Origin of the sequence: Pseudarthrobacter sp. C4D7 (genome assembly GCF_013359725.1) — a bacterium.
Classification (GTDB): domain Bacteria; phylum Actinomycetota; class Actinomycetes; order Actinomycetales; family Micrococcaceae; genus Arthrobacter.
Genome location: NZ_JABFMW010000001.1, coordinates 248,786 through 269,925, shown reverse-complemented (window position 1 = coordinate 269,925; position 21,140 = coordinate 248,786). Strand labels below are relative to the sequence as shown.

Annotated in this window: 24 protein-coding genes; 10 read left to right on the top strand and 14 right to left on the bottom strand. The window is 64.3% G+C overall.

Going from position 1 to position 21,140, the window contains the following annotated elements; genetic code table 11:
- Positions 1-13: 13 nt before the first annotated feature.
- The 6 genes from HNO81_RS01330 to HNO81_RS01305 all read left to right on the top strand — a co-directional run bounded on the left by HNO81_RS01330 (position 14) and on the right by HNO81_RS01305 (position 5,848).
- The gene (locus HNO81_RS01330) at positions 14-763 is read left to right on the top strand and encodes a Flp pilus assembly protein CpaB (protein WP_307362582.1); all 750 of its coding nucleotides are present in this window, start codon (positions 14-16) and stop codon (positions 761-763) included.
- Complete coding sequence (locus HNO81_RS01325) at positions 760-1,953, top strand: AAA family ATPase (RefSeq protein WP_175316330.1); 1,194 nt, start codon at positions 760-762, stop codon at positions 1,951-1,953. The genes HNO81_RS01330 and HNO81_RS01325 overlap by 4 nt, the downstream gene beginning before the upstream one ends.
- A complete protein-coding gene (locus tag HNO81_RS01320; protein ID WP_175316329.1) occupies positions 1,953-3,437 on the top strand; it encodes a CpaF family protein in 1,485 nt (494 codons plus the stop codon). Before HNO81_RS01325 ends, HNO81_RS01320 begins: the two co-directional genes overlap by 1 nt.
- A 10-nt stretch (positions 3,438-3,447) precedes the next feature.
- Complete coding sequence (locus HNO81_RS01315) at positions 3,448-4,380, top strand: type II secretion system F family protein (RefSeq protein WP_175316328.1); 933 nt, start codon at positions 3,448-3,450, stop codon at positions 4,378-4,380.
- Positions 4,381-4,386: 6 nt separating this feature from the next.
- Complete coding sequence (locus tag HNO81_RS01310) at positions 4,387-5,271, top strand: type II secretion system F family protein (RefSeq protein WP_175316327.1); 885 nt, start codon at positions 4,387-4,389, stop codon at positions 5,269-5,271.
- A 94-nt stretch (positions 5,272-5,365) separates the two neighbouring features.
- Positions 5,366-5,848 carry an Hpt domain-containing protein gene (locus HNO81_RS01305; protein WP_175316326.1) on the top strand — a complete coding sequence of 161 codons (483 nt, stop codon included), beginning with the start codon at positions 5,366-5,368 and terminating at the stop codon, positions 5,846-5,848.
- A 3-nt stretch (positions 5,849-5,851) separates the two neighbouring features.
- On the opposite strand, the gene HNO81_RS01300 is transcribed toward HNO81_RS01305, so the two are convergent.
- Positions 5,852-6,634: a response regulator transcription factor gene (locus HNO81_RS01300; RefSeq protein ID WP_175316325.1), complete on the bottom strand. Its 783-nt coding sequence runs from the start codon at positions 6,632-6,634 to the stop codon at positions 5,852-5,854.
- A 490-nt stretch (positions 6,635-7,124) separates the two neighbouring features.
- Between HNO81_RS01300 and HNO81_RS01295 the strand changes: the two genes are divergently transcribed.
- A complete protein-coding gene (locus HNO81_RS01295) occupies positions 7,125-8,546 on the top strand; it encodes a cell wall metabolism sensor histidine kinase WalK (protein WP_254703243.1) in 1,422 nt (473 codons plus the stop codon).
- 11 nt (positions 8,547-8,557) lie between these two features.
- Here the strand turns inward: HNO81_RS01295 and HNO81_RS01290 are convergent, their stop codons facing one another.
- The 8 genes from HNO81_RS01290 to HNO81_RS01255 form a co-directional block, all read right to left on the bottom strand.
- On the bottom strand, positions 8,558-9,451 hold the full coding sequence (locus HNO81_RS01290) for a tRNA pseudouridine synthase A (protein ID WP_175316324.1): 894 nt from the start codon (positions 9,449-9,451) through the stop codon (positions 8,558-8,560).
- A 32-nt stretch (positions 9,452-9,483) separates the two neighbouring features.
- Positions 9,484-10,056 (bottom strand): 50S ribosomal protein L17, encoded by a 573-nt coding sequence (gene rplQ / locus HNO81_RS01285; RefSeq protein ID WP_175316323.1) that lies wholly within the window; start codon positions 10,054-10,056, stop codon positions 9,484-9,486.
- A gap of 68 nt (positions 10,057-10,124) precedes the next feature.
- A complete protein-coding gene (locus HNO81_RS01280; RefSeq protein WP_013601812.1) occupies positions 10,125-11,135 on the bottom strand; it encodes a DNA-directed RNA polymerase subunit alpha in 1,011 nt (336 codons plus the stop codon).
- 130 nt (positions 11,136-11,265) lie between these two features.
- Positions 11,266-11,667, bottom strand: a complete 402-nt coding sequence (gene rpsK, locus HNO81_RS01275; protein ID WP_009358720.1) for a 30S ribosomal protein S11 — start codon at positions 11,665-11,667, stop codon at positions 11,266-11,268.
- A gap of 54 nt (positions 11,668-11,721) precedes the next feature.
- Positions 11,722-12,096 carry a 30S ribosomal protein S13 gene (rpsM, locus tag HNO81_RS01270; protein WP_003803743.1) on the bottom strand — a complete coding sequence of 125 codons (375 nt, stop codon included), beginning with the start codon at positions 12,094-12,096 and terminating at the stop codon, positions 11,722-11,724.
- A gap of 184 nt (positions 12,097-12,280) precedes the next feature.
- Positions 12,281-12,394, bottom strand: coding sequence for a 50S ribosomal protein L36 (gene rpmJ / locus HNO81_RS01265; RefSeq protein WP_009358722.1), 114 nt, complete (start codon positions 12,392-12,394; stop codon positions 12,281-12,283).
- Positions 12,395-12,462: 68 nt separating this feature from the next.
- Entirely contained in the window at positions 12,463-12,684 is a 222-nt protein-coding gene (infA, locus tag HNO81_RS01260; RefSeq protein ID WP_009358723.1) for a translation initiation factor IF-1, read from the bottom strand.
- Between the two features lie 171 nt (positions 12,685-12,855).
- On the bottom strand, positions 12,856-13,854 hold the full coding sequence (locus tag HNO81_RS01255) for a P1 family peptidase (protein WP_175316322.1): 999 nt from the start codon (positions 13,852-13,854) through the stop codon (positions 12,856-12,858).
- 216 nt (positions 13,855-14,070) lie between these two features.
- Between HNO81_RS01255 and HNO81_RS01250 the strand changes: the two genes are divergently transcribed.
- The 3 genes from HNO81_RS01250 (at position 14,071) to HNO81_RS01240 (ending at position 17,364) form a co-directional block, all read left to right on the top strand.
- Complete coding sequence (locus HNO81_RS01250) at positions 14,071-15,030, top strand: carbohydrate ABC transporter permease (RefSeq protein WP_217508949.1); 960 nt, start codon at positions 14,071-14,073, stop codon at positions 15,028-15,030.
- Positions 15,027-15,938 carry a carbohydrate ABC transporter permease gene (locus HNO81_RS01245; RefSeq protein ID WP_175316321.1) on the top strand — a complete coding sequence of 304 codons (912 nt, stop codon included), beginning with the start codon at positions 15,027-15,029 and terminating at the stop codon, positions 15,936-15,938. The genes HNO81_RS01250 and HNO81_RS01245 overlap by 4 nt, the downstream gene beginning before the upstream one ends.
- Positions 15,939-16,014: 76 nt before the next feature.
- Positions 16,015-17,364 (top strand): ABC transporter substrate-binding protein, encoded by a 1,350-nt coding sequence (locus tag HNO81_RS01240; RefSeq protein ID WP_175316320.1) that lies wholly within the window; start codon positions 16,015-16,017, stop codon positions 17,362-17,364.
- Between the two features lie 85 nt (positions 17,365-17,449).
- Here HNO81_RS01240 and map read toward each other — a convergent pair whose 3' ends face one another.
- The 5 genes from map to rpmD form a co-directional block, all read right to left on the bottom strand.
- The gene (gene map, locus HNO81_RS01235) at positions 17,450-18,277 is read right to left on the bottom strand and encodes a type I methionyl aminopeptidase (RefSeq protein ID WP_175316319.1); all 828 of its coding nucleotides are present in this window, start codon (positions 18,275-18,277) and stop codon (positions 17,450-17,452) included.
- Between the two features lie 73 nt (positions 18,278-18,350).
- Positions 18,351-18,920, bottom strand: a complete 570-nt coding sequence (locus HNO81_RS01230) for an adenylate kinase (protein WP_175316439.1) — start codon at positions 18,918-18,920, stop codon at positions 18,351-18,353.
- 5 nt (positions 18,921-18,925) lie between these two features.
- On the bottom strand, positions 18,926-20,236 hold the full coding sequence (gene secY, locus HNO81_RS01225) for a preprotein translocase subunit SecY (protein ID WP_175316318.1): 1,311 nt from the start codon (positions 20,234-20,236) through the stop codon (positions 18,926-18,928).
- Positions 20,237-20,446: 210 nt separating this feature from the next.
- Complete coding sequence (gene rplO, locus HNO81_RS01220) at positions 20,447-20,932, bottom strand: 50S ribosomal protein L15 (protein ID WP_013601817.1); 486 nt, start codon at positions 20,930-20,932, stop codon at positions 20,447-20,449.
- The gene (gene rpmD, locus HNO81_RS01215) at positions 20,933-21,139 is read right to left on the bottom strand and encodes a 50S ribosomal protein L30 (protein ID WP_009358731.1); all 207 of its coding nucleotides are present in this window, start codon (positions 21,137-21,139) and stop codon (positions 20,933-20,935) included.
- Between the last annotated feature and the right edge of the window lies 1 nt (position 21,140).

Here is a 21,140-nt window from a genome sequence, read left to right as displayed (position 1 = left end):
ATCAGGAGAAAAAGTGAAATCTCGCATGCTCGCTGGCGCGGCCGCCGTAGCCCTGGCGCTTGTGGGAGCCCTTCTCATCATCGTTTACGCGAACGGCGCCGACGCACGGGCGATGGCCACCACGAACCCCAAGAAAGTGCTGGTCGTCCAAAAGGCCATCCCCGCCGGAACCCCGGTGAATGACATGACGGCTTCGCTCGTCATCGAGGACGTGCCCGCAGCCGGTGTAGCCGCCACTGCGCTCACCTCGCTGGATGGCAAGGGCGGGACCGTGGCCGCCGTCGATCTGGTCCCCGGCGAACAGCTCCTCGCCGAACGCCTCATCGCCCCTCAAGACGCCAAGAGCAGCAGTGCCGCCAAAGTGCCCGACGGCTTGCAGGAAGTGACCTTCGAGCTGGAACCCAAGATGGTTGTCGGTGGCCGGCTTGAAGCCGGGGACCATGTGGCCATCGGATTCAGCTTTGCGGGCGGCGCGGACAAGAACAAGCCCGGTGAGCCCACCACGCAGCTCTCCCTGCGTAAAGTCCTTGTCACCGCCGTCCAGCGCGCCGCGCAACCAACTGCCAAGCCCACCGACGGCACAAACCCGCAGGACACCACCCTTCCCCAAGGCTCTTTCATGGTGACCGTGGCGGTGAGTGACGTGGATGCAAGCAAGATCATCTACACGAACCTCAACGGCAGCCTTTGGCTCACCAAGGAACCCCTCGACGCGCAGGACAACGGCGGCTTCATCGCCAGGAAGGACAACGTGTACAAATGAGCCGCTTCGTCCTCCTCTCCCCCAACGGCGACTTCGACCAGAAGCTGCGCGCCGCCGTCGCCAACGGGCTGCGCGGCACCGTCCAGACCATCGCCAGCGACATCCTCCCCGCAGGTCCCGCGGAGCTGTTCGCCCTCCTCAACCAGGAACAGCCCGAGGTCCTCATCATCGGACCGGACGTCCCGTATGAAGAGGCCCTGCGGTTCGCCAAGGTATTCGACGTCCAACTGCCAGGCCTCAGCCTGGTCCTGGTCAGTGACGTGGACCCCGATTACCTCCTCCACGCCATGCGCGCCGGCATCCGCGACATCCTCAGCCCGCAGGCCGACGCCGCGGAAATCAGGGTGCTGCTGGAGCGCGCCTGCCAATCCTTCACCACGCGCCACCGCGGCCCGGAGGCACAGCAGGCGGAGAGCGGCAGCGGCCTGGTCATCGGCGTCTTCTCCCCCAAGGGCGGCGTCGGCAAGACCACGCTGGCCACCAACATCGCCATCGGCCTTGGCCAGATCGCGCCCATGAGCGTGGTCATCGTGGACCTTGACCTGCAGTTCGGGGACGTCGCCTCCGGCCTCTACCTCAATCCGCAGCACACCGTCACTGACGCCGTCTCCCCTGCCGCCGCCCAGGACTCCCTGGTCCTGAAGGCCTTCCTCACGGTCCACCCGGCAGGCATCTACGCCCTGTGCGCCCCGCCCAACCCCGTGGACGCGGACCACATCACCCCGGAACAGATCGGCCACCTGCTCGAACAGCTTGCCCAGGAATTCCAGTATGTGGTCATCGACACCGCCCCCGGGATGCCCGAAATCGGCCTCGCCGCCATGGAACAGTGCACCGACGTGGTCTGGGTCAGCGCCATGGACATCCCCAGCCTCCGCGGCCTCCGCTCCGGCCTTGAGGTCCTGCGCCAACTGGACATCATGCCCGAATCCCGCCACGTGGTCCTGAACATGGCCGATGCGAAATCCGGCCTGAACGTCCGGGACGTCGAATCCACCATCGGCGCGCCCGTGGACGTCAGCGTCCCCCGCTCCCGCGCCGTGGCCCTGTCCACCAACCGCGGCATCCCCGTCCTCCAGGAATCCAAGAAGGACCCCGCCGTCAAGAGCCTCCGCCAGCTGGTGGAGCGCTTCAACCCGGCATGGCGCACGCAGGCCCAGCGGAAACTTCACCGAAGGGTGGTCATCTGATGAAACTCTCCGAACGCATCAACGCGGTCCAGTCGCGCAACCAGGCGTCGGGCACCGCGCTGCTGGAGCCGCCCCGCCCGGCCCCCGCGCCTTCGCCTTCCCCCTCGGAAAGCACGGAGCGGCACCAGCCGGCGCACGCCGCCGTCGTGCATTCAACGCACGACGCCGGCACCTCCTTGGTGCCCACGGCACCGCGGGTGGATGTCTTCGCAGCCATGAAGGACAGGGCGGCCACCGCTCTGTTCGAACGGATGGGGACGCGCTTCAACGACGCAGCCGTAAGTGAACGGGAACTGCGGACCACCGCCAAGGAGGAACTCACCCGCATCGTCGACGCCGAGCAGGTGCCGTTGACCCCGGAGGAACGCACCCGCCTGGTCCAGGACGTGGCCGACGACGTGCTGGGTTACGGCCCCCTGCAGCGCCTCCTGGACGATCCCGCCGTTACCGAAATCATGGTCAACCGCATGGACCAGATCTACGTGGAACGGAAGGGCAAGCTGACGCTCACCGAGTCGCGCTTCAGCTCCGAGGAGCACCTGCGCAAGGTCATCGAACGGATCGTGTCCAAGGTAGGCCGCCGCATCGATGAGTCCTCCCCGCTGGTGGATGCCCGCCTGGAGGACGGTTCCCGTGTAAACGCGGTCATTCCGCCGCTGGCCGTGGGCGGCTCATCGCTCACCATCCGAAAGTTCAGCAAAACCCCGCTGACCGTCCGTAACCTCATCGACTACGGCACCCTGACTCCCGAGATGGCCGAGCTGCTGAACGCCTGCGTCAAGGCCAAGCTGAACATCATCGTCTCCGGCGGTACCGGCACGGGCAAGACCACGCTCCTGAACGTCCTGTCCTCGTTCCTGCCCCACGACGAGCGGATCGTCACCATCGAGGACGCCGTGGAACTGCAGATCCAGCAGGACCACGTGGTCCGGCTGGAAAGCCGCCCGCCCAACACCGAGGGCAAGGGCGAAGTCACCATCCGCGAGCTCCTCCGCAACTCCCTCCGCATGCGCCCGGACCGGATCGTGGTGGGCGAGGTCCGCGGCGGTGAATCACTGGACATGCTCCAGGCCATGAACACCGGCCACGACGGCTCCCTCTCCACCGTGCACTCCAACTCGCCCCGCGATGCCGTGGCCCGCCTGGAAACCCTGGTGCTCATGGCCGGGATGGACCTGCCGCTGCGCGCCATCCGCGAACAGATCGCATCCGCCGTGAACCTCATCGTCCAGATCTCGCGTCTGCGGGACGGCTCCCGGCGGATCACCCACGTCACGGAGGTCCAGGGCATGGAAGGGGACATCGTCACCCTCCAGGACGCGTTTGTCTTCGACTACTCCGCAGGCGTGGACGCCCACGGCCGGTTCCTGGGCCGGCCGGTGGCCACCGGCATCCGGCCCCGCTTCATTGACCGGTTCGAAGACCTGGGCATCCATGTGTCCCCCGCGGTGTTCGCCACGCCGCTGGGGCCGGGCGCAAAGTAGGCGGGCAGCCATGATCATCGCCATGGGAAGTGCCATCCTGTTCGCAGCCATCTGCCTGCTCGGCGTAGCCGTGCTCCTGCCGGGCACGCCCCCCGTGCCGCTGGACCGGCGTCGTCCGTTTGAACCCGAGCCGCCGTCTTCGCTGTCCCGTGTGGCACTCTCCGGAGTGAAGTCCTTCGAGAAGCTGCTCGCCGGCCGCAACGTCAAGCTCTTCTCCAGGGCGGAACTGGAGAATGCAGGCCTGCGGCTCAGCCAGGCGGAGTTCTTCCTGCTCGTGGGGATCGGGGCGTGCGTCGGCATGCTGGTGGGCCTGGTCACCGTTGGCCCCTTCATGGGACTGCTGCTCGCCCTGCTATCGCCCTTCGTGGGCAAATTGTTCCTCGGATTCCTGGCCGGCAAGCGCCGCACCGCCTTCGACAGCCAGCTGGGCGACACCCTGCAGCTGCTCTCCGGCGGGCTGCGCGCAGGGCACAGCATCCTGCGCGCCATCGACGCCGCCGCTGCCGAATCACAGAAACCCACCTCCGAGGAGATGCGGCGGGTGATCACAGAAACCAGCCTGGGCCGTGACCTGCTCGCCGCCCTCAATGACACCGCGGACCGGATGAAGAACGAGGACTTCGTCTGGATTTCGCAGGCTATCCAGATCAACCGCGAGGTGGGCGGCAACCTGGCGGAGGTCCTGGACCAGGTCAACGAAACCATCCGCGAGCGCGCTGAGATCAAGGGCCACATCAAGGCCTTGGCCGCGGAAGGGAAGTTCTCCGCCTACATCCTGATTGCCATGCCGTTCGGCATCGTGGCCATGCTGCTGGCGGTCAGCCCCAGCTACATGAACTCCATGTTCACCAACCCCCTGGGCTGGGTGATGATCGGTGCGTCCTTTGTCCTGGTGACCATCGGTGCGCTGTGGATGCGCAAGATCATCGACCTGAAGTTCTGAGGACCCATGAGCCTTATCATTCCCCTCGCCATAGTGCTGGTCTGTGTCCCCATGGCGGCGCTGGCGTGGTCCGTCCTGGCCGTGGACAAGCAGGGCCGCGCCGCAGTCAGCGACCTGCTCTCCCGCGGCGCACCGGCCACCGCCGCGGTGGCGCCGGGGGCGCCGGCACGGCTCGAAGCCCTGGGCCGGCGCCTCACTCCCCCGGCCTACGTCGCATTCTTGGACCGCCTCCTGTCCCTCGCCGGGCGGCCCGCCGCCATGCCGCTGGGAAAGGTGCTGGGCTCCAAGCTCGCCCTGGGCCTGGCCGGCGTGGCAATGGGCGGCTACCTGGCGGGAATCGGAAGCAGCCCGTTGATGAAGCTCGCCGGGATCTTCGTCCTGTTCCTTGGGTATTTCATCCCGGACCTCCTCCTCTACAGCAAGGGACAGGAGCGGCAGAAGGCGATGCAGCTGGAACTGGCCAACACCCTGGACCAAATGCTGATCTCCGTGGAGGCCGGGCTGGGGTTCGAAGGCGCCATGGCACGGGCAGGAGAAAACGGAAAAGGACCGCTGGCCGAGGAACTGGTCCGCACCCTGCAGGACATGCAGGTGGGACGCAGCCGGCGCGAGTCCTACATCGCGCTGGCGGAGCGGACCAGCATCCCCGAACTTCGCAGCTTCGTGCAGGCCGTCGTCCAGGCTGACACATACGGCATCGCCATCAGCCGGGTGTTGCGCGTCCAGGCCAAGGTCATGCGGGTCAAACGCCGCCAGCGGGCGGAGGAAAAGGCCATGAAGCTGCCGGTCATGATTCTTTTCCCCCTGCTGTTCTTTATCTTCCCGGTTCTTTTCATCGCCATCCTGGGACCGGCTGTCATCAACACGGTGATGACCTTCAGCGGGCAATAAACGAAACTCAGGGCGGCGGCAAGGTTGCCTCAAGGTTTACACAGAATACTAAGAAATAGGACCCCGACAGAACTGCAGGAAGTAGCCTTGGACAATGCAGAGTCAAGAGCCCGGTTCCAGCGGAGAGAGCCCCGCTGCGGACTCCCCGCCGGCCGGGGTTGCGGCGCCTGCAGCACCCGGTCCAGCCGCGGCAGCACCCCCCTCCCTGGAAGCGGCGGCCCTCTTGCCTTTAATTGACACAGCAGTGCTGGACGAACTGGACGATGAGCTGGCCGGATCGGGACTTGCCCAGCGCTTTGCCCGCGACTACGCCGCCATGTGGGAGCTTCGCCTGACCCGGCTGGGAACAGCCGTTGACAGCCAGGACAGGGCCTCCGCCCTGGACGCAGTTATCAGCTTGAAGATCAGCTCCGCCATGGTGGGCGGCATCCGGTTGGCCAAGCTCGCAGAACTCCTGGAAGCGCTCATCCGGCGCGGGGACTTTGTCCGGGGCCAGGCCATGATGCCAGGCGTGGCGGAGGACGGCGCGCGCACCGTCTCCGCGCTGCAGACAACCTACATCCTGGAAACGGGCTGACGCTCAAGCGTCGTCGGGCCGCCGGGGCGCCAACCGGTACCCAACACCGCGGACCGTTTGCAGCCAGCGTGGTGCCAGTTGGTCTTCCTTGAGCTTGCGCCGCAGGTTTCCTACATGGACCTCAACGGCCCGTTCGTCAGCTTCACTGATGTACGCATCCCGGTCATAAAAATCGCCGCGCACGGCCCGCACCAGGTCAGCCCTGGTACAGACGGCACCGCCACCCTTCAACAGCACGTGCAGCAGGTCGAATTCACTGCGGGTCAATCCCAGCGGCTCGCCCCTGACTTCCACGGTGCGTGTCCTGTGGTCCAGCAAAAGGCCGTTATGCCGAAAAACCTCCCCACCGCCGTCGCCCGCCTGCACCGCAACCTGTCCCCATAGGGCAGCTGACGGCGCTTCCCCGTCAGCCCCGTGCCTGGGCCTGCGCATCATTGCGGCAACCCGGGCCCGGAGCTCCCGTGGCCGGAACGGTTTGGCGATGTAGTCGTCAGCACCTGCATGCAGTGCGGACAGCAGGTCGGGTTCATCAGTCCGGCCCGTCAGCATCACCACATAGGCATTGCTGAAGTTCCGGATGCGGCGCAAAACTTCGAACCCGTCAATATCCGGCAGGCCGATATCGAGCGTCACAACATTGGCCTGCCTGCTGCGAACCGCCTCAACGCCGGCCCGCCCATCAACAGCCGTATGCACTTCGAAGCCCGCTTGGGTCAGCACACCTTCGAGGAGGTTGCGTACGTCCACGTCATCTTCGATTACTACAGCCACACCAAGATCGTCCATTGCTATCCCTGCGCCAGGCGGAGATGGCCCCCCATTGGCCCAGCGCCAATGCCATTCCCGCTCCAACCATTTATACGCTACTAGTAAGCCCCGCTGATCACAGCTGTATTGACCTAAAAATTGAAAATTCAATTATTATGACAATACATGTGAACTACGATCGGAAATGGGTAGTTAACGGGGCACGGAAAGCAATTCGAGGACCACGGGGGGCCGCTAATCCAGTTGTGAAAGGTGCGAGTCAGAATCATGGCTGAGCCATTGTTCCACCGCGGGGCCGGCCGGATCTTCCGCCGCCTGGGACCCCGCACCCAGGTGGCCCTGTGCCCCCCTGGCCGTCCTGGTGGCGGCGCTTGCCGTGATCACTCCGTTCGCTTGGCCCGCCCTCCTCCAGAGGCCGTTGTACGGGGCCGGCCTTGTCCTCCACGGCGTCCTTTTCGTTGCATGCTTGCTGGTCCCGTGGGAGCGCCTGCCCCACAGGGCCTACCTGTTGGTTCCCGTACTGGACTTCGCCGCCATTGGACTTCTCCGGAACGGCGCAGCACCGTTGCTGCCGGGTTTGGCCGTCCTGGCAGTCTTTCCCGTCATTTGGATCTCCGCCTCCGGAATGCTTTCGCGCAGCAGCCTGGCACTCAGCTTCCTGGGTCCATTCTTCGTCATGGTCCCTTCATCCATGGACCACCTGGCCGCCATGACCTCCTCGGACCTCACCACGGTGGTGCTCTTTCCCGTCATGATGCTGGCCGTGTCACTGGCTATCCGTTTCGCCAGTGTGAACCTCCGGCTGCAACAACGTGAGCTGGCGGAGAAAGACCGCGAGCTCCGTGAGCTGCTGGCAGCGAGTACTGATAGGGAAAAGCTGCTGGAAACCGTCCTGGACGCTACGGACGTCGGAATTGCCGCCGTCGACAGCTCCGGCCACTTCCTGGTATCGAACAGCCGCCAGCGCAATTTCCGCCGGGCCACGGGCGCTGACGAAGCCGTCCCCGGCCAGGGTCACCAGCTCATCTACGGCCAGGACAGGCACACCCTGCTCCCTCCGGACCGCAGGCCCATCAGCCGCGCCATGGCAGGCGAATCCTTTGCCGACTATCTGGTGTGGGCCGGCGAAGGCCCTGAGCAGCGTGCAGTGTCCACGGCGGCGCGTCCGTTGGTCAGCGACGACGGCCGCCTCACCGGGGCCGTGGTGGTCTACACCGACGTGACCGGCTGGGTGGAATCCGTAGCCGCTAACCACGAACTGGTCTCCAACGTCTCGCACGAATTCAAGAACCCGCTGAATTCGATCATCGGCAACGTGGACCTGGTGCTGGACGACGTGGACATGCTGCCACCCCATCTAGCCCAGCGCCTCCAAGTGGTCCAGCGGAACGCGGAGCGGCTGCTGGACCTGGTGGCTGACCTCACGGCGTCCGCCTCCACCACCCTGAATGTCCACCCCAAGCGGACCGACCTGGCCAGCCTGGTGGAAACGAGCCTCAGTTCGGCCCAGGCCTCCGCACAGCGGTCCCATGTGGAGATCGCCACCGATGTCCCCTCGCCGCTCTGGGCTTACGCGGACCCGCTCCGGATTGGGCAGGTCCTGGACAACCTGGTGTCCAACGCCATCAAGTACTCCCCGGACGGCGGGTCTATCCGGATCAGTGCGACGGCGGACCGGCAGTGGATCCGGCTGAGCGTCACGGACACCGGCATGGGCATGTCCCCCGACGATGCCGCTAAGGTCTTCAACCGCTTCTTCCGTGCCGAGTCGGCCCAACAGGCTGCCATCCCCGGGGCGGGGCTGGGCCTGTCCATCACGCGGATGATCGTGGAGCGGCACGGCGGGAGCATCGTGTGCGAGAGCGGGGAAGGCCAGGGCAGCACGTTCACCATGACGCTCCCTGCAGAGGGCCCGCCACCGGCGTTCTAGCAACCACCAGGTCAGTGCTCCCGCACAGCCCGGGTCTGTTCAGCGCGGGCCAGCAGTTCGCTGTCGGAAGGGTAGGACACTTCCTCCAGTACCAGGGGGTGCGGGGCCGCAAGGACTGATTTGGCGTCCCGCTTTTGCAGGAGCAGCCGCTCATGCAGCCAGCCCGGCTCCTGGACGCCCTCCCCCACATACAGGGCTGAGCCGATCAGGGCCCGCACCATGTTGTGGCAGAACGCATCGGCTTGGACAGTGGCCACGATGACGCCGTCCGCACCACGCCGGAACTCGAACCGCTGCAGTTCGCGGATGGTGGTGGCGCCTTCGCGCGGCTTGCAGAACGACATGAAGTTCTGCAGGCCCAGAAGCCGGGATGCGCCCTGGTTGAGCAGTTCCACGTCCAGCGCCTGCTTGTGCCACAGCGTGAAATACCGTTCCAGCGGATCCCAGCGCTCCGGACCGTCCGCAATCCGGTAACTGTAGCGCCGCCACAACGCTGAGAAGCGCGCGTCGAAGCCCTCCGGTGCCAGGGTGATGCGGTGGACCTCCACGGCACCGGTCAGGTCCCCGAGCGCACGGCTCAGGGCCCCGCGGAGGCGGCGCAGCATGGCGACGGCGGGATCCAGCTCGTGCCCCCGCGGCAGTCCCAGCCACTCGGCTTCGGTGAGGTCCAGGTGGACCACCTGGCCGCGGGCGTGGACGCCGGCGTCGGTCCGTCCTGCGACGGTGACCCGCACCTGGCGCCGGACCAGGAGGGCAATCGCTTCCTCCAGGACGCCCTGGACGGTCCGCCGCCCGGGCTGAAGCGCCCACCCGCTGAACGGGCCGCCGTCGTACGAAAGATCAAGCCGGATACGCAAAAACCCGCCGCCCCCTGAAACGGGGGCCGCGGGTTTTTGGTGGTTCACAGACCTAAGTCTATGCGAAGAGAATCAGCGAATTACTTCGCGTCCTTCTCCTCGGCTGCGGGAGCCTCGGCAGCTTCCTCAGCGGCCGGAGCCTCTTCGGTTGCAGCTTCCTCAGCAGCAGGTGCCTCTTCGGTTGCGGCAGCATCCTCAGCGGCCGGAGCCTCTTCAGCGGGAGCTTCCTCGGCGGCCGGAGCAGCCTTGGCAGCAGCCTGGGTAGCCTCGGCTACGACAGCCTGCTTGGCGGAAACCGGCTCGAGAACCAGTTCAATGACAGCCATGGGAGCGTTGTCGCCCTTGCGGTTGCCGATCTTGGTGATGCGGGTGTAGCCGCCGTCGCGGTTCTCCACAGCCTGCGCGATATCGGTGAACAGCTCGTGGACGATGCCCTTGTTGCTGATCAGGCCGAGAACGCGGCGGCGGGACGCGAGGTCACCGCGCTTGGCGAAGGTCACCAGGCGCTCTGCGTACGGCTTCAGGCGCTTGGCCTTGGTCACCGTGGTGGTGATCCGCTTGTGCTCGAACAGGGATGAGGCCAGGTTCGCGAGCATCAGGCGCTCGTGAGCCGGGCCGCCGCCGAGGCGCGGACCCTTAGTGGGGGTAGGCATAATTGTTTCTCCTCATGTGGAAGCCGAGGGCGGCACACCATGGTGCTGCCCGCCGGCCAAGGTCTGGTTTAGAGTTCGTCGTCGCCGAAAGCGGCGTCGTCCTCTTCGATTGCTGCGGCGCGTGCTGCGAGGTCAAAACCGGGAGGCGAGTCCTTGAGGGACAGGCCCAGTTCAACCAGCTTTGCCTTGACCTCGTCAATGGACTTGGCACCGAAGTTGCGGATGTCCATCAGGTCAGCCTCGGAGCGGGCAACGAGTTCACCCACGGTGTGGATGCCCTCACGCTTGAGGCAGTTGTAGGAACGGACGGTGAGGTCCAGATCCTCGATCGGCAGTGCCATGTCGGCTGCCAGGGCAGCGTCGGTGGGCGACGGGCCGATCTCGATACCTTCAGCTGCGGTGTTCAGCTCACGGGCCAGACCGAACAGTTCCACCAGGGTGGTGCCTGCGGAAGCAACAGCATCGCGCGGGGCGATGGCCTGCTTGGTCTCGACGTCGACAATAAGCTTGTCGAAGTCAGTGCGCTGCTCAACACGGGTTGCTTCCACGCGGAAAGTAACCTTCAGCACCGGCGAGTAGATGGAATCGACCGGGATACGGCCGATCTCTGCATCGCCGGACTTGTTCTGAGCTGCCGAAACGTAGCCACGGCCGCGCTCGATGGTCAGTTCCAGTTCGAACTTGCCCTTCGAGTTCAGCGTGGCGATGTGCAGATCCGGGTTGTGGAATTCGACGCCGGCCGGCGGAGCGATGTCCGCGGCGGTGACGACTCCGGGGCCCTGCTTGCGCAGGTAAGCCACGACAGGCTCGTCGTGCTCGGAGGAAACCGACAGGCTCTTGATGTTAAGGATGATCTCGGTGACATCTTCCTTGACACCCGGAACCGTGGTGAACTCGTGCAGCACACCATCGATCCGGATGCTGGTTACGGCAGCACCGGGGATGGAGGAGAGCAGGGTACGGCGGAGGGAGTTTCCGAGGGTGTAGCCGAAGCCCGGTTCCAGCGGTTCAATGATGAAACGCGAACGGTTTTCGGAGACTACCTCTTCGGAGAGGGTGGGGCGCTGTGCAATGAGCACTTAGGTTTCCTTTCGGCGAGCATCCGCTATATGACGCAACACAGGTGGTGGAAATTCGGTCTGAAGACTTAACGCGCTGGGCTTGCCCGGACCATCACTGGTCCGGGCAAGCTCCTGCTGCGGAAAAGAATTAGACGCGGCGGCGCTTCGGCGGGCGGCAGCCGTTGTGTGCTGCGGGGGTGACGTCCTGGATGGAGCCAACCTCGAGGCCAGCGGCCTGCAGCGAACGGATGGCGGTTTCGCGTCCGGAACCCGGTCCCTTGACGAAAACGTCTACCTTGCGCATGCCGTGCTCCTGCGCACGCTTGGCAGCGGCTTCGGCAGCCATCTGGGCAGCGAACGGGGTGGACTTGCGCGAGCCCTTGAAGCCAACCTCACCGGAGGAAGCCCAAGAGATAACAGCGCCGGTCGGATCCGTGATGGAAACGATGGTGTTGTTAAAGGTGCTCTTGATGTGCGCCTGGCCAAGCGCGATATTCTTCTTGTCCTTCTTACGCGGCTTGCGAACCGCGCCACGAGTCTTCGGGGGCATTTTTTCTCCTACAGAAAGTTATTGGGGAAAGTCCGTAAATCCCGGGCGGGAATTTTAACGGGCCTTCTTCTTGCCGGCGACGGTACGCTTCGGGCCCTTGCGGGTACGTGCGTTGGTCTTCGTACGCTGACCGCGTACGGGCAGGCCCTTGCGGTGGCGCAGGCCTTCGTAGCTGCCGATTTCAACCTTGCGGCGGATATCTGCTGCTACTTCGCGGCGAAGGTCACCCTCAACCTTGTAGTTGCCTTCAATGTAGTCACGCAGCTCAACCAGCTGGGCATCAGTCAGGTCCTTGACGCGGACGTCAGCGCTGATGCCAGTGGCAGCCAGGGTTTCGTGTGCACGGGTCTTGCCCACGCCGTAGATGTAAGTAAGCGCAATTTCCAGCCGCTTTTCGCGGGGAATGTCTACGCCAGCGAGACGAGCCATAGTGGCAGTACTCCTTGATAAACCGGAGGTCGTAGGCAGTACACCCGCACGTTCCGTGCGGCCCCAGCCTCCGACCGGGGGTTAGCTGTCCGGACTCTTTCGAGCTCAATGTTCCAGATCAGCTTGTGCTGCCTTTATTTACTTGCGTGGGTTAGCAACCCAGGATTTCCTTCAGGGAAGGAAATTAGCCCTGGCGCTGCTTGTGGCGCGGGTTCTCGCAGATCACCATGACCCGGCCATTACGGCGGATCACTTTGCACTTTTCGCAGATCTGCTTGACGCTCGGCTTGACCTTCATGGCGTTCCTTTGCGTAGCAGTTTGGTCAACTGGAGCAGCAGTCAGCTTGCGCTGCGCTGCCCAGCAATTTACTTGTAGCGGTAGACGATACGACCACGGGTGAGGTCGTACGGGCTCAGCTCCACCACTACGCGGTCCTCAGGGAGGATTCGGATGTAGTGCTGACGCATCTTTCCAGAGATGTGTGCCAGAACGATGTGCTTGTTGGTGAGCTCAACGCGAAACATCGCGTTAGGCAGCGCCTCGGTCACAACGCCTTCGATCTCAATGACCCCGTCCTTCTTGGCCATACCCTCCGCTAACTGTTGTTGCCGCAGCCCCGCCGGATAGCACCGGGCATGACTACGAACGTTTTTGTTGGATCGATTGCCGCCTCCAGACCCAAAAGGGCGTGGCAGTCCAGACAACCAACAAACAACACTACCCCGTTGGCCGGTAAAAGTTAAATCGGCCATCGTAGCCTACGCGGTGCGGTACGCACCATATTCGCCGGCAGGAGTGCTCACGGGACCCGCTGCGGCCACGCCGTCGAGAATGGCCAAACGGACGACGTCGGCTGCCGCGCTTTGGAGCATGATGAGGCTGGTCTGCCGGGCACCATCGTCCGAACGGTCCAGTGCCACCGCACCGGTTGCCAGGCAGAAAACAGTATCCCCGTCGGCCAGGGTGTGGGAAGGATTCAGGGCCCGGGCAAGCCCGGCATGCGAAGCGGAGGCTGTCCGTTTACATTCGGCCACGTCAAGGACGGCGTTGGTGGCCACCACCACGAGGGTGGTGTTGAGGGGCTCGCCGTGGCTGGCTTCCGGCCCACCAGCCGAAGCCCTCGGCGTGCTCGCTCGTTCCTCGCTTAGACGCACGCTGCCGGGCTCCGCCAGCTGGGCCGTCGTGCCAAACGGGAGACCGAGTGCGTTGACTATGGCCAGCGCGCCGACTACCACCCCGTTGTCCAGCGTGATGGAGGCCGTGCCTACGCCGCCCTTGAACTGTCCCCTGCCGATGAGCGCCCCGGTGCCGGCCCCGACGTTGCCGCGTTCGACGTCGTGCCCATCCTTGTGTGCTGCCGCTGCGGCGGCAGCCTGGTAGCCCATCTCCGGCGTCGGCCGTGCCGAGAAATTCCCTCCCCGGCCCAGGTCGAAAATGGCGGCGGCGGGGACGATCGGCACCACTCCCCCGGGAACGGCGAAGCCGCGGCCGTTCTCCTCGCACCAGCGTTGCGCGCCCGCAGCGGACGCCAGCCCGTACGCGCTGCCGCCCGTAAGGACCACCGCATCCACGCTGCTGACCAGGGTGGTGGGATCGAGGGCGTCCGTTTCGTGCGTGGCCGGCCCGCCGCCCTGGACATCCACCGAACCCACCGTGCCCGGCGGCGGCAGGACAACGGTGACACCCGACAGCCAGCCATCCGTGTCCTTCTGGACGTGGCCTACACGGATGCCTGTCACATCAACAATGCTTCCCATACCCCTATTGTCCCCTCCGCTGGCGCGCCCCTGCCGCATCGGCAAACTTTATGCGAGACTGCAATCAACACAGCGTTAACGGGCAACGAAGCCTTGGATAACAGTCCCCTGACAAGGGCATATGCGGGTTTCAGCCCCCTGACGGTCTGGTGTAGTAGTCCCTAGATCAAGCCAGGGCCGGCCACGAGCAGGCTCCCAAACCCGGGAGAGACACGCATGACCCGTCAACTCGCCCCGCACCCCTCCGCAAAACCAAAGCGGCCGCCGGGGCGTTCGGCAAAAGTCCCACGACGCCGGTGGACCGCGCGCACGCGCCGTGACTTCTTTGTCTTCCTCGCCATGGCGTTGCCCAACCTGGTGCTGATCGCCGTCTTCACGTACCGTCCGCTGTTCAGCAACATGTACTACTCCACCCTGGACTGGACGCTGGGCTCCCCCACCGCTTCCGTGGTTGGCCTCGCCAACTACGTCACGTTCTTTACCAGCAACGATGCCCCGAAAGTCCTGGGCACCACGGCCGTGTTCACCCTGGTCACCGTGGGCGGCTCCATGATCCTGGGGCTGCTGGTGGCGCTGGCATTGAATGCCAAGGTCCGCGGCACCACCTTCGCCCGGTCCGCCGTCTTCGCCCCCTACATCCTCTCCGGCGTCGGCGTGGGACTGGTCTGGCTGTTCATCTTCGATCCCGGCTACGGCGTCCTGGCCTGGCTGCTCCGCGGCATCGGGCAGCAGAGCCCGCAATGGATCAATGATCCGCAGCTGTCACTGGTCATGGTGATCCTGGTCTATGTCTGGAAGAACCTGGGTTACTGCGCGGTGGTCTACCTCGCCGGGCTCCAGTCCCTGCCGCAGGAAGTCATGGAAGCGGCGTCCCTGGACGGTGCCAACGGATTCCGGCGCTTCCTCAGTATCTCGCTGCCGCTGCTCTCACCCACCACGTTCTTCCTCCTGATCACCACCCTGCTCAGCTCACTGCAGGCCTTCGACCTGATCAGGATCATGACGCCGCTGGGCACCGGCACCAGCACCCTGATTTACGAGGCATACCTCCAGGCATTCGGCGCCTACAACAGGGCTGGCTACTCGGCGGCCATCTCCGTGGTCCTCTTCGCCATCCTCCTGGTGATCACCGTGCTCCAGCTGCGGTTCGTGGAACGAAAGGTGCATTACTCGTGACCTCCCTCTCACCGGTGAGTCCGGACCCCGCCATCGCCGAGCCTGATCCCGGCCTCCGCCGCGACCGGCCGTTTTCCCGCCGGAACCTGCTCAAGACCGTGGTGGGCGGTTACCTGCCGCTGCTGGTGGCCACGCTGGTGGTGTTCCTGCCCCTGCTGTGGATGGTGCTCAGCTCCTTCAAACAGTCAGGCGAAATCGTCACCACGGACCTGAAGATCCTTCCGGAAAGCCTGAACCTGGAGAACTACCGGACGGCAATGACCACGGTCCCGTTCGGCCAGTTCTTCCTGAACAGCACCATCGTCACCCTGGCAGGTGCCACCGTCAAGGTCCTCCTGGCCATCCTGACGGCGTACGCCCTGGTCTTTGTCCGCTTCCCGTTCCGGAACTTCATTTTCCTGCTGATCCTGGTGGCCCTGATGGTGCCGCCGCAGGTGTCCATCCTGCCCAACTTCATTTTGATCGCGGGGATCGGCGGGAAGAACACCCTGTGGGGCATCATCCTGCCCGGCCTGGGCACCGCGTTCGGCACGTTCCTGCTGCGGCAGCACTTCCGTACCCTGCCCGCGTCCATCCTCGAATCGGCAGAGATGGACGGTGCCGGTCACTGGCGCCGGCTATGGCAGATCGTGGTCCCCGTATCCGTGCCCTCCATCGCCACCGTGGCCCTGGTGACCATCGTGACCGAATGGAACGACTACATCTGGCCGCTGATCATCACCGACCGGCCGGAAACCATGACCCTGCCGGTAGGGCTGACCCTGCTGCAGAACAACGAGAGCAACGCCGCCGGGTGGGGCGTCCTCATGGCCGGCGCAGTCCTGGTCATTGTTCCCATCCTGATCATCTTCGCCGCCCTGCAGCGCTACATCGTGGCAGGCCTCACCCAAGGCAGCGTGACCGGCTAAGCCGCCGGCCGCCGTCGTACTTCTCCACCTTCCAGTACTCCTACTCTTCCGCAGGCAACAACCGAAAGGAACTGTCATGACACTTCACCTGGACCGGAGGCACTTCCTGGGCCTGGCAGGGGTTACCGCCTCTGCCGCTGCCCTGGCCGCATGCGGCGGACCCTCAACAACCGGCGGCGGGCAGGCCACCTCCCAGGCGGCCGATATCGACTTCAGCGGCGTGAAGCCGGCGGCCAAGATCGATTTCTGGTCCAGCCACCCCGGCCAGTCGCAGGACGTGGAAAAGAGCCTGATCGAGAAATTCGAGGCCAAGAACCCGGGCATCACCGTCAACCTCGTCACGGCCGGAGCGAACTATGAGGAGATCGCGCAGAAGTTCCAGACGGCCCAGGCAGCCAAGTCCGGCCTCCCCGGCGTCGTTGTCCTGTCCGACGTATGGTGGTTCCGCTACTACACCAACGGCAGCATCATCCCGGTGGACAGCCTGACCAAGCAGCTGGACATGAAAATGGACGACTTCCAGCAATCCCTGGTCAATGACTACAAGTACGACGGCAAACAGTGGGCGCTCCCCTACGGCCGCTCAACCCCGCTGTTCTACTACAACAAGGACCACTTCGCGGCCGCAGGGGTTCCGGACCGCGCGCCCAAGACCTGGCAGGAGTTCGGTGACTGGGCCCCCAAGCTCAAGGCCAGTTCCGGTGCGCAGTACGCCTACATCTACCCGGCACTGGCCGGCTACGCAGGCTGGACCCTGCAGAACATGCTATGGGGCTGGGGCGGTGGCTGGTCCAACGAATGGGACATCACCTGCGACTCCGCCGAATCCGTCGCGGCCCTGCAGTGGGCCCAGGATTCGATCTACAAGGACAAGTGGGCGGGCGTGTCATCCAAGGAAGCCGCCGACGACTTCTCCGCAGGGCTGACCTCCGCGACCATCGCTTCCACGGGCTCCCTGCTGGGGATCCTCAAGTCGGCAAAGTTCAACGTGGGCGTTGGTTTCCTGCCGGGCGGTCCCAAGGCAACGACCAACGTATGCCCCACGGGCGGCGCGGGCCTGGGCATCCCCAGCGGCATCACCAAGGAAGAACAGCTGGCCGCAGGGATGTTCCTGGACTTCGTCACGCAGCCCGAGAGCACCGCGGAATTCTCGGCGGCCACCGGCTACATGCCCACCCGGAAGTCGGCGGACATGAAGGCGGTGCTGGCCAAGACTCCGCAGATCCAGACCGCCGTGGACCAGCTGGCCGTGACCAAGGTCCAGGACAACGCCCGGGTGTTCCTGCCGGGCGCCGACCAGGAAATGGCCAAGGCAGCCGCGAAGATCCTCACCCAGCAGGGCGACGTCAAATCCACTATGACGGACCTGAAGTCCACGCTGCAGGGCATCTACGACCGGGACGTGAAGCCGAAGCTGAAGTCCTAGCGGTTTCGGACGCGCAAAAGCCCTGGCGACTCCTGATTGCAGGAGTCGCCAGGGCTTTTGCATGTCGCCGGCGTCGGTGCGTCCCCTACGGGACCGGCACCGGGGTGACGCCGAGGGGCTCCAGGTGCTCCGCCCCGCCGTCGGGCGCTGAAAGAACCCAGATGCCCTTTTCGTGGACTGCCACGGAGTGCTCCCACTGGCAGGACCGCTTGCCGTCGGTGGTCACAACGGTCCAGTCGTCCTCCAGGACTGCTGTCTCGATGCCGCCCCGCACCAGCATGGGCTCAATGGCAAGGCACAGGCCCGGCTTGATCTTGGGGCCGCGGTGGTTGGTCCGGTAGTTCAGGACATCCGGCGCCATGTGCATCTCGGAGCCGATGCCGTGGCCCACGTAGTCCTCCAGGATGCCCAGGGGCTTGCCGGGGACCGAGGAGACGTAGTCATCGATGGCGGCCCCGATGTCCCCGACGTGCGTGCCGGTGGCCAGGGCGGCGATTCCCCGCCACATGGCAGCCTCCGTGACGTCGGACAGCCTCTGGTCCTCTGGGTCCGCCGTCCCGACGATGACCGTGCGCGCGGAGTCCGAGTGCCAGCCGTTGACGATAGCGCCGCCGTCGATGGAAATAATGTCGCCGTCCTGGAGAACCCGGCTGCCGGGGATTCCGTGCACCACTTCTTCATTGACGGACGTGCAGATGGTGGCAGGAAAACCGTGGTAGCCCAGGAAGTTGGATTTGGCGCCGGCACCGTTCAGGACGGCGGCGAAGACATCGTCCAGGTGCTTGGTGGTGACGCCGGGCACCGCAGCTGCGACGGCGGCATCCAGCGCTCGGCTGAGGACCAGGCCTGCCTCCTGCATGGTGCGCATCTGGGCATTGTTCTTGAATTCGATGCGGGGCTGGCCGAAGGCCATGGTGTGTCCTTTCAAATGGCTGAGGCTCCTCCCGGATGCCGGGAGGAGCCTCGATAAAACCGGGCGCCTGGGGTCAGGCTGCCTGTGCGGCCTTGATGGCCTCCATGACGCGGTTGGTGACTTCGTCAATGGGTCCGATGCCGTCAACCTTGGTGAGGATGCCACGGTCGGCGTACTTGGCCACCACCGCTTCGGTCTGCTCGTGGTAAAGGTCGAGGCGGTGGCGGATGACGGCTTCGTTGTCGTCACTCCGGCCCGTCTCCTTGGCGCGGCCCAGGAGGCGGTGCACCAGTTCCTCGTCGTCGGCGGTCAACTGGAGCACCACGTCGAGCTTCTCGTCGCCGTCGGCGAGGATCTCGTCAAGGTAGTCCACCTGCGCGGTGGTGCGCGGGTAGCCGTCCAGCAGGAAGCCGTTCTCGACGTCGGACTCGTTCAGGCGGTCGCGGACCATCTTGTTGGTCACGCTGTCCGGAACGAAGTCACCGTTGTCCATGTACTTCTTGGCTTCGACCCCCAGCGGAGTTTCGCCCTTTACGTTGGCACGGAAGATGTCGCCGGTGGAGATGGCCACAACGCCGAGGCGTTCTGAAATCCGCTCCGCCTGCGTTCCTTTTCCGGAACCGGGAGGTCCAATAATCAGCATTCTCGTCATCGCAAAAGCCCTTCGTAGTGACGTTGTTGTAGCTGCGCATCAATCTGCTTTACGGTCTCCAACCCAACGCCCACCATGATCAGGATCGAGGTGCCACCGAACGGGAAGTTCTGGTTTGCGTTGATCAGCACGAGTGCCACCAGCGGAATCAGTGCCACGAAGCCCAGGTAGAGGGCGCCGGGCAGGGTGATCCGAGAGAGCACGTACTGCAGGTAATCCGCGGTCGGCCGGCCGGCGCGGATACCTGGGATGAAGCCGCCGTACTTCTTCATGTTGTCCGAGACCTCTTCAGGGTTGAAGGTGATCGCGACATAGAAGTAGGTGAAGAACACGATCAGGAGGAAATAAACCGCCATGTAGATCGGGTGGTCACCGCGGGTCAGGTTGTTGTTGATCCATTCAACCCACGGTTGCAGTGGCTCGCCGTTCCGGGGCTGGTTGAACTGTGCGATCAGCCCGGGAATGTAGAGCATGGAGGAAGCGAAGATCACCGGAATGACACCGGCCATGTTCACCTTGATGGGAATGTAAGTGCTGGTTCCGCCGACAGTGCGGCGTCCGATCATCCGTTTGGCGTACTGCACCGGAATGCGGCGCTGTGACTGCTCCACGAAGACCACCAGGGCCACGGTCAGCAGGCCGACCACCAGGACGAGGAAGAAGGTCCCCGGTCCCTGGGAGGTCCAGATGGCGCCGAGCGAGGTGGGGAACTGGGCGGCAATGGACGTGAAGATGAGCAGCGACATGCCGTTGCCCACGCCCTTCTCCGTGACGAGCTCGCCCATCCACATGATCAGGCCGGTGCCGGCCGTGAGGGTGATGATGATCAGGATGGTGGTGATAATGCTGGCATCGGGGATCACCGGCAGCTGGCAGCCGGGGAGCAGCTGCCCGGAGCGGGCCAGGGATACCAGGGTGGTCGCGTTGAGCAGGCCCAGCGCGATGGTGAGGTAGCGGGTGTACTGGGTCAGCTTGGACTGTCCCGACGCGCCCTCTTCGTACAGCTGCTGGAACCGGGGAATGACCACCCGGAGCAGCTGCACGATGATGCTGGCCGTGATGTAGGGCATGATGCCCAGGGCAAAAATGGACACCTGGAGCAACGCGCCGCCGCTGAAGAGGTTAACGAGCTGGTACAGCCCGCCGGCGGTCTGACCGTTCTGCAAGCATTGCTGGACATTCTGGTAGTTCACACCGGGCGAGGGAATGAAAGCACCCAAGCGGAAGATGGTGATGATTCCCAGCGTGAACAACAACTTGCGTCGCAGATCAGGCGTGCGAAAGGCCCGGCCAAATGCGCTAAGCAAGCGTCCTCCTGTGGTGTCAATAAGGGTGGGGTGATGGAATTTGATAAATCCCGACAACCGAGTCTAACGGTTCTATGTGCCGAGCGAACAATCCTGGCGGGTCCGCGTGCGCCGGATGGCCCGATTTCTTCGCCTAGCGGATAAGAAAAACTCCCGGTATCCGGGGCGAATGCCCTCGGATACCGGGAGTTCAACAGCTGGCGCCGTCCCTTACAGGGCGGTGGTGCTTCCGCCTGCTGCAGCAATCTTTTCAGCGGCGCTGGCCGAGAATGCGTGGGCGGTGACGTCAACCTTGACGGTGATGTCGCCGGTGCCCAGCACCTTGACAGGCTGGTTCTTGCGAACGGCACCCTTTTCGACCAGGTTCTCCACGGTGACTGCGCCACCTTCCGGGAACAGCTCGTTGAGCTTGTCCAGGTTTACCACCTGGAACTCAACCCGGAACGGGTTCTTGAAGCCACGCAGCTTGGGCAGGCGCATGTGCAGCGGCAGCTGGCCGCCGGCAAAGCCAGCCTTTACCTGGTAGCGGGCAGCAGTACCCTTGGTACCGCGACCGGCGGTCTTACCCTTGGATGCCTCACCACGACCCACACGGGTCTTGGCGGTCTTGGCACCCGGAGCGGGACGCAGGTGGTGAACCTTCAGGGCGTTCTGCTTCTCAGCAGCCTGAGCCTTATCAGCAGTGTTCTCTGCCATTTACTTCGCCTCCTCTACCTTTACCAGGTGCGGAACCGTGTTGAGCATTCCAACGGTCACGGCGTCGGCGGTGCGGACAACGGTGTGTCCGATCCGCTTCAGGCCGAGGGACCGCAGGGTGTCGCGCTGGTTCTGCTTGCCGCCAATGGCGGACTTGATCTGAGTGATCTCCAACTGAGCGTCGGAGGGGACCAGGTTCTTAGCCATG

Excerpts from the sequence above, each read along its gene's own strand:
- HNO81_RS01325 (WP_175316330.1), top strand. The coding sequence starts at position 760 with ATGAGCCGCTTCGTCCTCCTCTCCCCCAACGGCGACTTCGACCAGAAG.
- HNO81_RS01320 (WP_175316329.1), top strand. The coding sequence starts at position 1,953 with ATGAAACTCTCCGAACGCATCAACGCGGTCCAGTCGCGCAACCAGGCG.
- HNO81_RS01315 (WP_175316328.1), top strand. The coding sequence starts at position 3,448 with ATGATCATCGCCATGGGAAGTGCCATCCTGTTCGCAGCCATCTGCCTG.
- HNO81_RS01310 (WP_175316327.1), top strand. The coding sequence starts at position 4,387 with ATGAGCCTTATCATTCCCCTCGCCATAGTGCTGGTCTGTGTCCCCATG.
- HNO81_RS01305 (WP_175316326.1), top strand. The coding sequence starts at position 5,366 with ATGCAGAGTCAAGAGCCCGGTTCCAGCGGAGAGAGCCCCGCTGCGGAC.
- HNO81_RS01300 (WP_175316325.1), bottom strand. The coding sequence starts at position 6,634 with ATGGACGATCTTGGTGTGGCTGTAGTAATCGAAGATGACGTGGACGTA.
- rplQ (WP_175316323.1), bottom strand. The coding sequence starts at position 10,056 with ATGCCTACCCCCACTAAGGGTCCGCGCCTCGGCGGCGGCCCGGCTCAC.
- rpsK (WP_009358720.1), bottom strand. The coding sequence starts at position 11,667 with ATGCCCCCGAAGACTCGTGGCGCGGTTCGCAAGCCGCGTAAGAAGGAC.
- rpsM (WP_003803743.1), bottom strand. The coding sequence starts at position 12,096 with ATGGCTCGTCTCGCTGGCGTAGACATTCCCCGCGAAAAGCGGCTGGAA.
- rpmJ (WP_009358722.1), bottom strand. The coding sequence starts at position 12,394 with ATGAAGGTCAAGCCGAGCGTCAAGCAGATCTGCGAAAAGTGCAAAGTG.
- infA (WP_009358723.1), bottom strand. The coding sequence starts at position 12,684 with ATGGCCAAGAAGGACGGGGTCATTGAGATCGAAGGCGTTGTGACCGAG.
- HNO81_RS01255 (WP_175316322.1), bottom strand. The coding sequence starts at position 13,854 with ATGGGAAGCATTGTTGATGTGACAGGCATCCGTGTAGGCCACGTCCAG.
- HNO81_RS01250 (WP_217508949.1), top strand. The coding sequence starts at position 14,071 with ATGACCCGTCAACTCGCCCCGCACCCCTCCGCAAAACCAAAGCGGCCG.
- HNO81_RS01240 (WP_175316320.1), top strand. The coding sequence starts at position 16,015 with ATGACACTTCACCTGGACCGGAGGCACTTCCTGGGCCTGGCAGGGGTT.
- map (WP_175316319.1), bottom strand. The coding sequence starts at position 18,277 with ATGGCCTTCGGCCAGCCCCGCATCGAATTCAAGAACAATGCCCAGATG.
- HNO81_RS01230 (WP_175316439.1), bottom strand. The coding sequence starts at position 18,920 with ATGCTGATTATTGGACCTCCCGGTTCCGGAAAAGGAACGCAGGCGGAG.
- rplO (WP_013601817.1), bottom strand. The coding sequence starts at position 20,932 with ATGGCAGAGAACACTGCTGATAAGGCTCAGGCTGCTGAGAAGCAGAAC.
- rpmD (WP_009358731.1), bottom strand. The coding sequence starts at position 21,139 with ATGGCTAAGAACCTGGTCCCCTCCGACGCTCAGTTGGAGATCACTCAG.